Source organism: Pseudomonas sp., from assembly GCF_036404235.1.
In the GTDB taxonomy this organism is placed as follows: domain Bacteria; phylum Pseudomonadota; class Gammaproteobacteria; order Pseudomonadales; family Pseudomonadaceae; genus Aquipseudomonas.
Map to the genome: position 1 here is coordinate 36348 of NZ_DASWOT010000017.1, position 14709 is coordinate 51056.

Annotated in this window: 11 protein-coding genes; 6 read left to right on the forward strand and 5 right to left on the reverse strand. The window is 59.0% G+C overall.

The genetic code is table 11. The features are described 5' to 3' along the window. Nucleotides 1–105: 105 nt before the first annotated feature. Entirely contained in the window at nt 106–1500 is a 1395-nt protein-coding gene (locus tag VGC62_RS02170) for an MFS transporter (protein WP_331185435.1), read from the forward strand. A gap of 9 nt (nt 1501–1509) precedes the next feature. Beyond that, on the forward strand, nt 1510–2055 hold the full coding sequence (locus VGC62_RS02175) for a single-stranded DNA-binding protein (protein ID WP_331185436.1): 546 nt from the start codon (nt 1510–1512) through the stop codon (nt 2053–2055). A gap of 137 nt (nt 2056–2192) precedes the next feature. On the opposite strand, the gene VGC62_RS02180 is transcribed toward VGC62_RS02175, so the two are convergent. Further along, nucleotides 2193–2672, reverse strand: coding sequence for a nuclear transport factor 2 family protein (locus VGC62_RS02180; RefSeq protein WP_331185437.1), 480 nt, complete (start codon nt 2670–2672; stop codon nt 2193–2195). Nucleotides 2673–2883: 211 nt separating this feature from the next. Here VGC62_RS02180 and VGC62_RS02185 point away from each other — a divergent pair, with 211 nt between their 5' ends. Together VGC62_RS02185 and VGC62_RS02190 are read left to right on the forward strand one after the other, a co-directional pair. Then, nucleotides 2884–3216 (forward strand): hypothetical protein, encoded by a 333-nt coding sequence (locus VGC62_RS02185; RefSeq protein WP_331185438.1) that lies wholly within the window; start codon nt 2884–2886, stop codon nt 3214–3216. 29 nt (nt 3217–3245) lie between these two features. Further along, entirely contained in the window at nt 3246–5381 is a 2136-nt protein-coding gene (locus tag VGC62_RS02190; protein WP_331185489.1) for a mechanosensitive ion channel family protein, read from the forward strand. Nucleotides 5382–5417: 36 nt separating this feature from the next. On the opposite strand, the gene VGC62_RS02195 is transcribed toward VGC62_RS02190, so the two are convergent. Then, nucleotides 5418–9740, reverse strand: coding sequence for a DEAD/DEAH box helicase (locus tag VGC62_RS02195; RefSeq protein ID WP_331185439.1), 4323 nt, complete (start codon nt 9738–9740; stop codon nt 5418–5420). A gap of 386 nt (nt 9741–10126) precedes the next feature. Here VGC62_RS02195 and VGC62_RS02200 point away from each other — a divergent pair, with 386 nt between their 5' ends. Both VGC62_RS02200 and VGC62_RS02205 read left to right on the forward strand, forming a co-directional pair. Continuing rightward, a complete protein-coding gene (locus VGC62_RS02200) occupies nt 10127–11011 on the forward strand; it encodes a sugar nucleotide-binding protein (protein WP_331185440.1) in 885 nt (294 codons plus the stop codon). Beyond that, complete coding sequence (locus VGC62_RS02205) at nt 11004–11933, forward strand: NAD-dependent epimerase/dehydratase family protein (RefSeq protein WP_331185441.1); 930 nt, start codon at nt 11004–11006, stop codon at nt 11931–11933. The genes VGC62_RS02200 and VGC62_RS02205 overlap by 8 nt, the downstream gene beginning before the upstream one ends. A 149-nt stretch (nt 11934–12082) precedes the next feature. On the opposite strand, the gene VGC62_RS02210 is transcribed toward VGC62_RS02205, so the two are convergent. The 3 genes from VGC62_RS02210 to VGC62_RS02220 form a co-directional block, all read right to left on the reverse strand. Then, on the reverse strand, nt 12083–12766 hold the full coding sequence (locus tag VGC62_RS02210; RefSeq protein ID WP_331185442.1) for an OmpW/AlkL family protein: 684 nt from the start codon (nt 12764–12766) through the stop codon (nt 12083–12085). 132 nt (nt 12767–12898) lie between these two features. Next, nucleotides 12899–13432 carry a DUF3299 domain-containing protein gene (locus VGC62_RS02215; RefSeq protein ID WP_414705730.1) on the reverse strand — a complete coding sequence of 178 codons (534 nt, stop codon included), beginning with the start codon at nt 13430–13432 and terminating at the stop codon, nt 12899–12901. Between the two features lie 11 nt (nt 13433–13443). Next, nucleotides 13444–14709 carry an ABC transporter permease gene (locus VGC62_RS02220; RefSeq protein WP_331185444.1) on the reverse strand — a complete coding sequence of 422 codons (1266 nt, stop codon included), beginning with the start codon at nt 14707–14709 and terminating at the stop codon, nt 13444–13446.

Sequence of the window (14709 nt, forward strand, 5' to 3'; positions counted from 1 at the left end):
ACACGGGAGTATACGGCTCCAAGCCAGTACGCGGCAAAGCGTCGCGTATGTGCTGTACACCGATGGGACTGGTAGAATCGCCGCCGGTTCACACGAGGTTATTCCATGCACGATTCACATAGCGAGCGCATGAGTGGTAGCGAGACCCGCGCGGCAGGCGGCCTGGCGCTGGTGTTCGCGTTCCGTATGCTTGGCATGTTCATGGTTTTGCCGGTTCTGGCGACCTATGGCATGGACCTGGCCGGCGCAAGTCCGGCGCTGATTGGTCTGGCGATTGGCGCATACGGCCTGACACAAGCTGTTCTACAAATCCCGTTCGGTATCATTTCCGACCGTATCGGACGTCGCCCGGTTATTTATTTTGGCCTTGTCGTTTTTGCCATTGGTAGCGTGCTGGCGGCTGATGCAACCTCGATATGGGGCGTGATCGCAGGCCGTGTCTTGCAGGGGGCTGGTGCGATTTCTGCGGCAGTGATGGCGCTGTTGTCTGACCTGACCCGCGAGCAGCATCGAACCAAGGCCATGGCAATGATTGGCATGACCATTGGCGTTTCCTTTGCGGTGGCGATGGTGGTCGGGCCGATCCTGACAAGCGCGTTTGGGCTGTCCGGATTGTTCCTGGCAACGGGAGCGATGGCGCTGGTGGGGATCGTCATTACCGCGTTCGTGGTGCCGAAATCCACCGTGACGCTACAGCATCGAGAGTCGGGGCTCGCCAAACAGGCATTGGGAGCAACACTGCGCCATCCAGATCTGCTGCGCCTGGATTTAGGTATCTTCGCGTTGCACGCGATGCTCATGTCCAGTTTCGTCGCATTGCCGCTGGCGCTGGTCGAGAAAGCCGGGTTGCCCAAGGAGCAGCACTGGTGGGTTTACCTGACGGCGCTGCTGATTTCGTTCTTCGCGATGATCCCGTTCATCATTTACGGTGAAAAGAAGCGCCAGATGAAGAGGGTTTTGCTGGGTGCCGTCGCGGTACTGATGCTCACTGAGCTATTCTTCTGGGAGTTCGGCGACACGCTTCGAGCGCTGGTTATCGGGACTGTGGTGTTCTTTACCGCCTTTAACCTGCTCGAAGCATCACTGCCGTCATTGATCAGCAAGGTGTCTCCGGCGGGCGGGAAGGGCACGGCGATGGGGATTTATTCTACCAGTCAGTTCCTTGGTTCGGCGGTCGGTGGCATCCTCGGCGGTTGGTTGTTTCAGCACGGCGGGCTCAGTGTCGTGTTCTTGGGGGGAGCAGGTCTGGCAGCACTTTGGCTCGTGTTTGCTGTTACCATGCGCGAACCTCCATACGTCACAAGCCTGCGCCTGCCGTTGTCGCCAGAAGCCCAGCGCGACCTGAGTCTGGCCGAGCGTTTGCTGGCCGTGCGTGGAGTAACAGATGCAATAGTGGTGTCCGAAGAGGGCGCCATCTATATCAAATTTGACAAAGAACTGTTGGATCGGGCGTCTTTCGACGAATTGGTCAATCCAGCGTCGCAAACGTGTGAAGCCTAGGAGAACGTTATGGCCCGTGGGGTTAACAAAGTCATATTGGTCGGTACTTGCGGCCAGGATCCCGAAGTTCGCTACATGCCGAACGGTAATGCCGTGACCAACCTGAGTCTGGCGACGAGCGAACAGTGGACCGACAAGCAAACCGGTCAGAAAGTTGAAAAAACCGAGTGGCACCGTGTGTCGATGTTCGGCAAGGTCGCCGAGATTGCCGGTGAATACCTGCGCAAAGGCTCGCAGGTCTACATCGAAGGCAAGTTGCAAACCCGCGAGTGGGAAAAAGACGGCATCAAGCGCTACACCACCGAAATCGTCGTCGACATGCAGGGCACTATGCAACTGTTGGGTGGCCGTCCGCAGGGCGAAGGCGCTCCACAAGGGCAAGGCGGTGGTGGCTATCAGCAGAACTCGGCACCTCGCCCTCAGCAGGCGCGTGCGCAACAATCGGCTCCACAGCAATCAAGTCCGCAGCCACAACGTGAATCCCGTCCAGCTCCGCAACAGGCGCCACAGCCAGCTCCTGATTTCGACAGCTTTGACGACGATATTCCGTTCTAGGATACGGCTACCGGATTACCGTGAACAAAATCGAAAAGCCCCCGGACAGTTCAACTGTCGGGGGCTTTTCCTTGCACCGTGCGATGTATCGGTTTTAACGCTTGGCGAGCAAGTTCGCACCGGCAGAATCGCAGCAATTACAGCCCCAGTTCGGACAATCCCGGATGATCATCCGGACGGCGACCCAGCGGCCAGTGGAATTTGCGCTCGGATTCTTTGATCGGCATGTCGTTGATGCATGCGAAGCGATTGGCCATCAGACCGTCTTTGGCGAACTCCCAGTTTTCGTTACCGTACGAGCGGTACCAGTTTCCTGAATCGTCGTGCCATTCGTAGGCATAACGGACGGCAATGCGGTTGTCGGTGAAGGCCCAAAGCTCTTTGATCAGGCGGTAATCGAGTTCTTTCTTCCATTTGCGCGTCAGGAAGCCTTTGGCCTCTTCGCGGTTGGTGGCGAATTCGGCGCGGTTGCGCCATTGGGTATCGAGGGTATAAGCCAACGCGACCTTTTCCGGATCGCGACTGTTCCAGCCATCTTCGGCAAGACGGATCTTTTCGATGGCCGATTCACGGGTGAACGGAGGAAGTGGCGGGCGAGTTTGGGTATTGGACGACATGGTCAAGCCTCCAGGCAGATTGAGTTAGCAGCAAAGTGGAGCTTTTTACCCGGCAGGTGTCAGGAGTGATGACTGTTCGAGTAATAGCTACGCAACGTCCTTTGCGCTATCGGCGCGGTGCTTAAGTCCCTCCTCACGCGCGCGCCGGTAATAGCGCCATCCATCTCAGCCACTGTTTAACCAGCGCTGCTGTCGTTCGATAGGCCGGCAGTTGCTCACACAACGCCTGAGCATAATTGAACAACTTCTGTTTGTGCATTTTCGCAATCAGGCTAATCGAGCCATTGGCATCGGCAATTTCTCAGGCGGTACTGATGAGGGAGCAGCCGCGCAAACCTTCGGACTCGAGCCAGCCCTTAAGCGCGACGAACATCATGAGGATGCGCACCTGCGGCATGTCGGACTCGATGATCCGGCTCAGGCAAAGGCGCTTCATCTCTCCTTGATTACGGGCAAAAACCGAACTTGCTGGATGAAAATAGATCAGTTCCTGTGGGCTTTATCTTTGTCGCCCGTCATCAACTATCCCACGAGCGAGGAGTGATCAGCGTTTTGTCGAACTTTAAGATCGCCATGTTGCTGTGCATTGTGTACTGCGCGGGCAGTTTCAACCTTCAGGCCGCCGATGCCCTTGCCGCTGCAGCGTCTTCTTCCGCACCCGCCGCAGATCCCGTCGCAGCCGAGCCCGAGAAGCCGGAAATACTCGTTGAAGGAGGGCTGCTCGGTGCGATCAGTTCCAGTATCGACAGCGTGCAAAACAAGCTTGATCTGGACGACCATTTGTTTGATTCCTGGCGTCTGCGCGCCGACCGTGCCGCCGACGAGTTGGACACGCTGGTCAACAAGCCATCCTCGCGTTCGAAATGGAGCGTTGCAGGCGACTTTGTAATACTTTCCGCTGTCTGGATCGGTGCATTTGCGCTGTTGCACCTGCTGGGCAAGTTCATCGTGGGCCGCATCTATCGGCATCGCTACTTGCTTAAGCGCGAGCGTGTGCAGGGCGTATTTGGCTACCTGATTCCGTTTACCGCCCCGGCCATGGCCTGTCTGCCGCTGACTCTCTACGTCAGCCATTTCATGCAGCTGTCAGCCGGTCGGGCGCTAGCGCTGTGCCTGGCTTATGCCACCAGCAGCGGTATTTTTTCGACGTCGATCATTTTGAGCGTCATCGTGCTGTTCAATAGTGGGCACAAACGTCCGGCGGTGCGTCTGATTCGCCGCTTCAGCCCGCGCCCGTTGTTCGTCGTGGGTTTCCTCGCCGCGCTGAGTGACGCACTGACCAGCCCCCAGATCGCTCGCCAACTGGGCAGCAACGTCACCACCAGCGTTGCGGTATTCACCGGACTTTTTGCGTCGGTGGTGTTTTGCATACTGGTGATCCGGATACGGCGCCCTGTTGCGCACTTGATTCGAAACCGGCCACTGGCCAGCCGTCTAGCGCGACCTGCTCTCCAGGAAACGCTGAAAATCTTCTCCAGCTTGTGGCACTTGCCGATCCTGCTGATGATTCTGGTGTCGGCAGTCAACCTGATCGGCGCCGGCGAAGACAGTCAGAAAGCGTTGCGTTGCGCCTTGCTGACCACGGTTTTGCTGATCTCGACGGTGTTTCTCAGCACCCTGTTTCAGCACATGTTCAAGCCGGCCGAGGCGCGTAGCGAGCATGTCTATAAAGAACGGTTGCTCAGCTTGCTGCACGCCTTGATGCGCATCGCGCTGGCGATTGGCTTTATCGAATTGCTTGGGCGGATCTGGGGGTTCTCGCTGTTTGAATTTGCCCAGCGCAATACGTTGGGCAAGGTAATCAGCGATTCGTTGAGCAGCATCGGCTTGATCTTGCTGGTGACCTGGTTGCTCTGGGTGGTGATGGACACGGCTATTCAAGAAGCGTTGAAGCAGCCAATCAACAATCGCGCTTCACGCCAGCCCAGCACGCGGGTCAAAACCATTCTGCCGCTGCTGCGTAACGCGATCAAAATCGTCCTGGTGGTGATCTGTGCCATCACGACCATGGCCAATCTGGGCATTAACGTTGCCCCACTGTTGGCCGGTGCCGGTGTCGTCGGCCTGGCCATTGGTTTCGGCTCCCAGCAACTGGTGCAGGACGTGATCACTGGTTTGTTCATCATTATTGAGGACACTATTTCGATTGGCGACTGGGTGGTGTTGGATTCCGGCCATGCGGGCACAGTCGAAAGCCTGACCATCCGCACCTTGCGTTTGCGTGACGGCAAAGGCTTCGTGCATTCGGTGCCATTCGGCCAGATCAAGGCCGTGACCAACCAATCCAGGCAATTCGCGTATGCGTTCTTCTCGTTCCAGTTCACCTACGACTCCGACGTCGATTCCGCTACGTCTCTGATTCGCGAAGCAGGGCAGGCGATCAGCGACGATTTGTTGCTCAAAGGCAACTTGCAAGGGCCGTTGGAAGTGTTTGGTCTGGACCGTATGGACATGAACGGCATTGTGATCACTGCGCAGTTCCGCACTTCATCAGGTGGGCAATATGCGGTGAGTCGTGCGTTCAACGACCGGCTAAAGCGGCTTGTGGATAAGTCCACTGACGTACGTTTTGCGCAAACTTATCCACAGGTGGTGATGAGTCCACATAACGGGGCGCTGCCGCCGATTGAGAATGAGGGTGCTGAGCAGCAACCGGTGCAGGGCAGGACGACGGTAGTCAACGGAGACGGCTCGGAAAGCCCGGTTTAGGAGCATCATTTGCTCCCACAGAGGGTGGCGGGTTTCCTACCGCAACAACCGATCCCTGACCTGCGCTGTGCTCGATTGATCCAACTCCAGCCAATACTGCGGCTTGCCCGCGATAATCGCTGCAGCCGGGATACCATCCCGGTAGACCAATCGATTGCCCATCAGCGCAGGCACTTTTGCGCCGGGCAACAATGTTCCGACCAGGTTCAACGGGTCAGCGCCGCTGATGCTGATCAGGCTGCCATCGAGCGGTCGCTTGCGAATCTCGCGCAGCAACGCAATTGCCTCAGGCAGCGCAAATTGCTCGCCCGCCAGGCCGCTGACAAATCGCCCGCCACGTATCTCGCCCCGCGCTTCCAGGCGATGAAACGTACGCAGCAATTCGCGCCAGCTCGGTAGCCAATCCGCTTCACGTTCAAGCACTCGCCAGAACACCACGCCGTAACGACGCAGCAACGTCATGGCGATGTGTTCCAGCGTCTGCGGATCGGTTTGCGGGGCGCGTTTTGAGTCAGGCACTGTTGGCGCCGCCGCTCGACGCAATAGCGCCCAGCGTCCGGCATCGTCCATCCCGCCGATGAAGGCCCCACGATTGCGCCGACTGGTGTGCGCTGCGCGTTTGCTCGCGGGTGTGATTAACGCACGCAGGCCCGCAAAACTGTCAGCGTTCACCAAGCCTGCGCCGACCAATTCCTGCAGCGCGTTCTCCAGTTCCGTACGCAGCAGATGCGCCTCGACCGTCAGCTCATCGAAAAACATCGCACCGTTGCGAGTCAGTGATTCGTGGACTTTTTGCGCGCGCAGCGACAGTTCCGTGGGCGCAGGCTGCTCGGTCAGGCCACTCCAGAGGTTCACCTGTGAGCGCGGCAACAACACGATGGGCGTGCTCCTCAACGCCGCAGCGCCGACCTTGTTGCGCGCGGCCAGACGCATCCACACCACTTTGCCCGAGCGACACAAGTCATCCAGCCAGCTTTGTGAATAGTCCTTGAGCCGAGCAGGCAGAATGTCGCTGTCCCAAGAACCTGCGGCGGCTGAAAATCCCTCCAGTTGATCGACCACTTCTGGCAGCGCCGCCTTGCCCTGGCTTTGGGTTGAACTGGATAAATGCTGCCAGTCAAACAGAAAACGCATGAAGTCCTGCAACGACACCGGCTCGATTTCTCGGCGCAGGCGCTTGACCGTGTAGCGATGAATGCGCGACAGCAAATGTCGCTCGCACCATTGATCCTCGGTGACGCCAGGGCTGAAGCGCCCGCGCAGCACATAGCCCTCGGTTTCCAGTTGCGCCAGTGCTTGAGTGACATTGCTGATTGGCATCGCCAGCGGTTCGGCGATGGCTGTCATGGGCAGGGGGCCAAAGCCGCTCAAGCGTGCGCGGACGATTTCCACCGCGGCGTCTTCTTGCGTCCACGGTTCGTTGAAACCGACGAGGGCGGCCAGGGGTGGATGCATTTCTGCCGTCGGATAAAGCGCGTGTAAACAGGTCAGCCGCTCCAGCGCGATCCACAATGCGTGATCAGGATTGACCTGCAAGCGTGTGGCGCGACCGGATGTTGCCAGCGCTTCCAGCCATTTCATCCAGTCCGGGTGGCCCCGTGCCTCGATGCCGCTGACGCAACCCAGGGTCATCAACGCTTCGTGCATTTCGTCGGGATTCTGCGGCTGCGGCCACGCTTCTTCGCCGACAGCCGTGATCGCGTCGGCATCCAGCGCACCAAGGTCGTTCGCGGATTGCGGGTCGCTCCAGCGGCGGTTGAGCACCGCCTGGGTTCGGCGTTCTTCCAGCGGCGCATCGTCGAGAAAGGCATAAGGCCGGGCGCTGAGGATTTCTGCCGCCAGCGGCGAGGGCGCGGGCAAATCGCGACAGATCAGCCGCACATCGCCACTTTCCATACGTCGCAACAAAGCCAGCCAGCCTTCGGCGTCCATCGCTTCGTGCAGGCAATCGTCCAGGGTTTGCTCGATCAGTGGATGGTCTGGGACTTCACGTTCACCGACCAGGTTTTCCAGGCACGCAATCTGATCGGGAAACACTGTAGCGATGAGGTCTTCACTCTTCATGCGCTGCAACTGCGGCGCCACTTTGCGGCCACCGGTATAGCGCGGCAGGGCCAGCGCGACGCCGGCATTCCAGCGCCAGCGCACGCCGAACAAGGGCGCGTCGAGCACGGCTTGTATCAGCAGGTGTTCGGCGGTGTTGGAATTCAGGTAGCGCCAGACGTCTTCCAGCGCAAAGCTGTGGCTGGTGGACAACGACAACACGATCGCGTCTTCGCTGGCGGCAGCCTGCAACTCGAAATTGAACGTGCGACAAAAGCGTTTGCGCAGCGCCAACCCCCAGGCCCGATTGATGCGGCTGCCGAACGGCGTGTGGATCACCAACTGCGTGCCGCCGGACTCGTCGAAGAAACGCTCCATGATCAGCGTGTTTTGCGAGGGCAGGGCGCCCAGTACGGCGCGCGCCCGAGCCAGGTAGTCGACGATCTGGTCGGCGCTGGCGTAATCCAGGCCCAAGGTGTCCATCAGCCATGTCATGCAGCGCGCCAGATCGCCGGGATGCTCGGTCAGCAGTTCATCCAGATGCCCTTGCAGGCGGGCGACGGCAAACGATAACTCGGCGCTGCGTCCGGGTGCTTCGCCAAGCCAGAAGGGAATGTTCGGCGGCATGCCTTGTGCGTCTTCGACTCGCACCCGACCAGACTCTATGCGCAAGATGCGATAGGACGTGTTGCCCAGTTGGAAGATATCGCCGGCGATGCTTTCCACGGCGAAGTCTTCGTTGACCGTGCCGATATTCAGCGCCTGCGGTTCGAGGATCACACTGTAGTCGGCGTTGTCCGGAATCGTGCCGCCGCTGGTGATCGCTGTTAGCTTGCTGCCACGTCGGCCGCGCAAGGTTCGGGTGATCGCGTCGCGGTGCAGGTAGGCAGCGCGCACGCCTTGGCGCCCGGTATAACCTTCGGCCAGCATGCGCAGCAACGCCTGGTAATGTTCTTCGCTCACGTTGGCATAGGGCGAGGCCTGGCGAAACAGGTTCAGCAGCGCCTGCTCTTGCCATTCCTGACAACTGACTTCGGCGATGATCTGCTGCGCCAGCACGTCTAGCGGTGCTTTGGGGATCAACAAGGTATCGAGTTCGCCCCGGCGTACGCAGTCCAGCAGGGCCGTGCATTCAATCAAGTCGTCGCGAGAGGTGGCGAACAGACGTCCTTTGGGCGTGCCGCCGACCTGATGGCCCGAGCGGCCGACGCGCTGCAGAAACGCTGCGATGGACCGCGGCGAGCCGATCTGGCACACCAGATCCACATCGCCAATATCAATCCCCAGCTCCAGCGACGCAGTGGCGATCAGCACCTGCAAGTCGCCGCGCTTGAGGCGTTGCTCGGCGTCCAGCCGTTGTTCTTTCGCCAGGCTGCCGTGGTGCGCGGCCACCGCCTGCTTGCCGAGGCGTTCGCTTAAATGCCGGGCCATGCGTTCGGCCATGCGCCGGGTGTTGACGAATATCAGCGTGGTGCGGTGTTCGCGGGCGAGCGTGGCCAGGCGGTCATACACCAACTCCCACACGTCATTGGCCATCACTGCCGTCAGTGCCACGGGCGGTACTTCGATTGCCAGGTCCCGAGGTCGTGCATGACCGATGTCGATGATGGCGCAAGGACGCTTGATCGGATCGCTGCCGACCAGAAAACGCGACACCCGCTCGATGGGTTTTTGCGTAGCCGAAAGGCCGATGCGCAACAGCGGAGCGCTGCACAGCGCCTGCAAACGCTCCAGGCTCAATGCCAGATGGCTCCCGCGTTTACTGGAGGCGATGGCGTGGATTTCGTCGACGATGACGGTATGGGTGCTGGACAACATGCGTCGGCCTGAGTCGGAGCCGAGCAGCACGTAAAGCGATTCAGGCGTGGTCACCAGAATGTGCGGCGCGGTCTTGCGCATCGCGGTCCGGTCTTTCTGGTGGGTGTCGCCAGTGCGCACGGCAGTGCTGATGCGCAGTTCAGGCAGCCCCATGCGCGCCAACTGTTCGCTGATTCCGGTGAGGGGATTTTGCAGGTTGATCTGGATGTCGTTGGACAACGCCTTGAGCGGGGAGACATAGACGACGAAGGTTTGGTCGGGCAATTCGCCGCCCAGCGCCAGCCCCTTGTGAATGAGATCGTCGATCACCGCGAGAAACGCAGTCAGGGTTTTCCCTGAGCCGGTGGGCGCTGCGATCAGTGTGGACTTGCGCTGCTTGATCAGCGGCCAAGCCTGCGCCTGAGCGGCCGTGACCGCCGGAAAGGTACTGTGAAACCAGGCACTGACAGCAGGGTGAAAATCGCTGAGTCCCGGTTCGAGCGTTTGGGGAAGGTTCATCGGGAATTTATGAGGGCGCTACTCGATAGATGCAAGCGCCGATGATCGGTCAGAGCTGCGCTGCGCGCGTTTGCCCGCAATCCAGCCGAGTATCCCCTACGTGATTAAACGCAATGGCTTTCATCCGTAGGTCTCTCTTGCACCCAGGATTACAACGCTAAAGGCTCGGACGTGGCGGGACTGCTATTGTTTAAACACTTGGAGCGAATTTTTCGTGCTCAAGATAGCGGATGAGCCGTCTTGATATTCCTACGCTGACGCATGAAATATCTGAAGTACGACGTGCGGGCCGCGTAACGGTTGGGAGATAAACGGCGACGTGTTATGTTTGCGGGCGTTTTTCACCTATTTTTAAACCGAATATTGAGACTGAGCCTGCTGACTCTATGCGAATGCGCCTTATGCTGTTGGGCGGCGGGAATGCCCTTGGGCAGGCGTTGATTCGTCTGGGTGCCGAGGAAGACATTGGCTTCCTCGCGCCGCGTCCACCACAAGACGGTTGGGATGCGGCAAGCCTGACGCAACTGCTCGATGACACCCGCCCGGATGCCTTGATCAACCTTGCTTATTACTTCGACTGGTTTCAGGCGCAGAGTGTGAGCGCGGAGCGCCTGGCCGCGCAGGAACGTTCGGTCGAGCGACTTGCCGAACTGTGCCAGCACCACAATATCGTGCTCGTGCAGCCTTCCAGCTATCGCGTGTTCGATGGTTCGCGTGCAACCGCCTACAGCGAAAAAGACGAGCCCGTGCCATTGGGTTCGCGAGGGCAAGCATTGTGGCGCATCGAGCAAAGCGTGCGAGCGGCCTGCCCGCAGCATGTGTTGCTGCGTTTCGGCTGGCTGCTCGACGACAGCGTCGACGGTGTCCTCGGTCGTTTCCTGACCCTTGCGCAAAACCCCGAAGAACTGCCAATGGCCGATGACCGACGCGGTAATCCAACGCCGGTGGACGACGCCGCACGGGTGATCATTGCGGTGCTCAAGCAACTTGATTGCGCCGCGCCGTTGTGGGGCACCTACCATTACGCCGGGCATGAGGCGACGACGCCGTTGGCGCTGGGGCAGGCCATTCTCACCGAAGCCCGGTTGATGCACCCCTTGGCAGTCGAAGCGCCGACGGCCCAGGCGCATGCCGCGCGCCTCGACGCTTCAGAAGAGCCACAAAACGCCGTGCTGGCTTGCAAGAAGATCCTTCACACCTTTGGCATCAAGCCGCGCGCCTGGCGTGCTGGGCTGCCAAGCTTATTGGACCGTTATTACCGTCATGTCTGACGCACCTGTCTTAATCACCGGCGGTGCCGGTTTCATTGGTTCGCACCTGGTCGACGCATTGCTTGAAAAAGGCTACGCGGTGCGGGTTCTCGATGATCTTTCCACCGGCAAACGCAGCAATTTGCCGCTGGACAACCCTCGGCTCGAACTGATTGAAGGTGACGTAGCCGATGCCGGGCTGGTCGCACTCGCGGCCCAGGGCTGTCAGGCGGTTGCACATTTGGCGGCGGTCGCCTCGGTGCAGGCATCGGTGGATGATCCGGTGCGTACGCATCAGAGCAATTTCATCGGCACGCTGAATGTCTGCGAGGCCATGCGTCAGGCCGGCATCAAACGCGTGATTTTCGCCTCCAGCGCAGCGGTATATGGCAATAACGGCGAAGGCGAATCGATCAGCGAGGACACGCCCAAGGCACCGCTGACGCCCTATGCCTCAGACAAGCTGGCGAGCGAATACTACCTGGACTTTTACCGTCGTCAGCACGGTCTGGAGCCGGTTTCGTTTCGCTTCTTCAATATCTTCGGGCCGCGTCAGGACCCCTCCTCGCCGTATTCGGGCGTGATCAGCATCTTCGCCGAACGCGCCGAGAAGGGCCTGCCAATCACTGTGTTCGGCGATGGCGAGCAGACGCGGGATTTTTTCTACGTCGGCGATCTGGCAGGCATATTGGTGCAGGCGCTTGAACGGTCGGCGGTAGAAGAGGGTGCAATCAATGTCGGGCTCAATGCCACGACCTCGTTGAATCAGCTGTTGGCAGCGCTTTCTGAGGTGGTCGGCGCCTTACCTGAGGTCACTTACCTGCCAGCGCGTTCGGGGGATATTCGACATTCGCGGGCTGATAACCGGCGCTTGATCGAGCGCTTCGACATGGCGGTGCCGACGCCGTTGAGTGTCGGGTTGGCGAAGCTGCTGGGGCGTTAACCTTTAAAAACGCAAAAGGCACCTTGATAGGTGCCTTTTGTGTTGATCCCTTGAGGCGCGTACTTGCCCGCGATTGCGCGTATCAGGTACGAATTTATCGCCTGACACACCCAGATCGCGGTCTTCGGCAGCTCCTGCTAAAAGGACAGTTAGAACTTGTAGCCAATACCGACCATGTAAACCCATGGGTCGACATCCACGCTCACCTTGGTCCGACCTACACCCAGCGCTGACGGGCCATCGATGCTTGCCTTGGTGTCGATGTCTACATACCAGACTGAGGCGTTGACCATTATCCGGTCGGTCAACATGTAGTCCATGCCCGCTTGCGCGGCCCATCCCCACGAGTTCTTCAGACTGAGGTTATTAAAACCTTCGCTCTTGCGAGTGCTGCTCAGGTTTTCGTCGTAGAACCAGGTGTAGTTCAGACCGGCGCCTACATACGGCTGAAACTTGGATGTTGTTTCCAGCGGGTAGTACTGCAACGACAAGGTCGGTGGCAGCTGTTTGATATCAGCCAGCTTGCCATCAAGACCTGCACCCAGGCCTTTCACTGCAACCGTGTGCTGGAACGGGGTCGCCGCCAGCAGTTCAAGGCCGATGTGGTCGGTGAGCATGTAGGCAAATGTCAGGCCGAGCTGAGTATCGCTGTCCAGTGTCGCCTTGGTGCCAGAGACTTTGGCGCCATCAAGCTTGATGTTGCCGCTGTCTTCATTGGGTGCTGTAGTCGCAGCGCCCGCACGGACGATAAAGTCCCCGGCCTGGTGAGCATTGGCAACGATTGGGCTGAGGGTCAGCGCAAGCAAAGATGCGCCAAGCAGTGACTTGTTCATTGGGGCTCCATATAGGCGTTAAAAGTGGGGATGGCTAATATTACGAAGCGTTGGGGGTGGGGGAGTTGATTTGGCTCAATAGAAAAGGCATTTAGCCACAGGTTAAAAACTTGCGACCTGTATTGCAATCGACTACTTGCCGCTGTTCTCATCTTGCAGCTCATAAATCAGAATCTTGTCTGCCTCCATTTGGTATCCCGCGTCCGCCAATTCGCTGGTGGAGGACTTCACTTGCATCGGCCCTTCGATCCAGTACGGCTGATACAGCTCATCGACTTTCACACCCAGCTCGCTGGTGACGTGAACGATCTGGTTTGGCGGCGGTGGCGGGACGTGGATGCAGGCGCCGAAATACGGCACCAGCAGGAAGTCCGTCACGCGGCCTTCCTCGCTGACCTCCAGTGGCACGATGTAACCTGGCAGGCGCACCGTTTGGCCGTCCAGGGCTTTGACCACGGGGGCATGGGGTGCAAGTTGATGCGCAGCGGGTGCGGACTCCATCGACAGAGTGTCGGCCATTTTCGACAGATCATGCATCGGCGCCGTGATCAGCTTCACTGGCGGCGCATCGGGCGGGATCATTTCCTGCCACGTCAGAACCCGGATCCCCTCGGCCCACGCAGGCGCGGCGATCAACAACGACACCATCAGCCACAGCCAGCGCATCATTTACGTCCTCACAAACGGATCGACAAACCATCGGCCAACGACTGCCGATAGGCACGCCAGGCAGGTACGATCCCCATCAACAACGCAGCGCCGAGGATACCGCCAAGCAAGGACCATTCATACTCGCTGGGCAGCGACAGCGGCAAGAACAAACCGTAATTGGCTTGCACGTAACCCTGCGCCGCGGCGATCCCGACATACAGCAATACCAATCCGGCGATCACGCTGGCCAGCGTCAGGGCAAAGGCTTCAAGTATCAACAGGCTGGCGATATGCCAAGGTCTTGCGCCCACCGAGCGCAGAATCGCCATCTCCCGGCGACGTTCATTGAGGCTGGTGAGAATCGCCGTGAGCATGCCGATCAAACCCGTCAACACCACGAACAGCGAGATCACGAACAAGGCCTTTTCAGCAACGCCCATCAAACTCCACAGCTCTTGCAGCGCAACGCCGGGCAAGATCGCCAGCATGGGCTCCCCCCGGTATTCATTGATCTCACGCTGCACGGCGAAGGTCGCGATCTTGCTGTTCAAGCCCAACATGAACGCCGTAATGGCGGTGGGCGTCAGGTCCATGTTGCGTGCCTGATCGGCGCTGATCCGGCCGGTGCCCTGAGCTGGCACGCCGTTGTGCCAGTCGATGTGAATCGCTTCCATGCCGCCGAGGCTGATGTGCAACGTGCGGTCAACGGGCGTCCCGGTGCGTTTGAGAATGCCCACCACGGTGAACGGCTTGTCGTCGTGCTTGACCAGACTGATCGCTGCCACGCCATGGGCCAGCACCAGCTTGTCACCGAGCTTGTACTTCAGGGCATCGGCGACTTGCGCGCCAAGCACCACTTCAAAAGGGTCGGTGGCAAATGGGCGGCCTTCAGCCAATTGAAGATGTTGCTGGCGGCCGAACTGATAATGCTCGAAATACGCCTCGTTAGTGCCCATGACGCGATAGCCATGATGGGAGTCGCCCAGTGAAATCGGGATCGCCCACTTCACCTGGTTGCTTTGGGCGAAGTGCTCAAAGCTGTCCCAGCGAATGTTGTTGGTGGCATTGCCAATGCGAAATACCGAATACAGCAGCAAATTTACCGAGCCGGAACGGGCGCCGACAATCAGGTCGGTGCCACTGATGGTGCTGGCGAAACTGGCGCGGGCTTCGGTGCGTACGCGTTCCACCGCCAACAGCAGGCAGACCGACAAGGCGATGGCGAATACAGTGAGAAACGCTGTAAAGCGGCGGTTGGCGAGACTGGCCATGGCCAAACGGAAAAGATACAT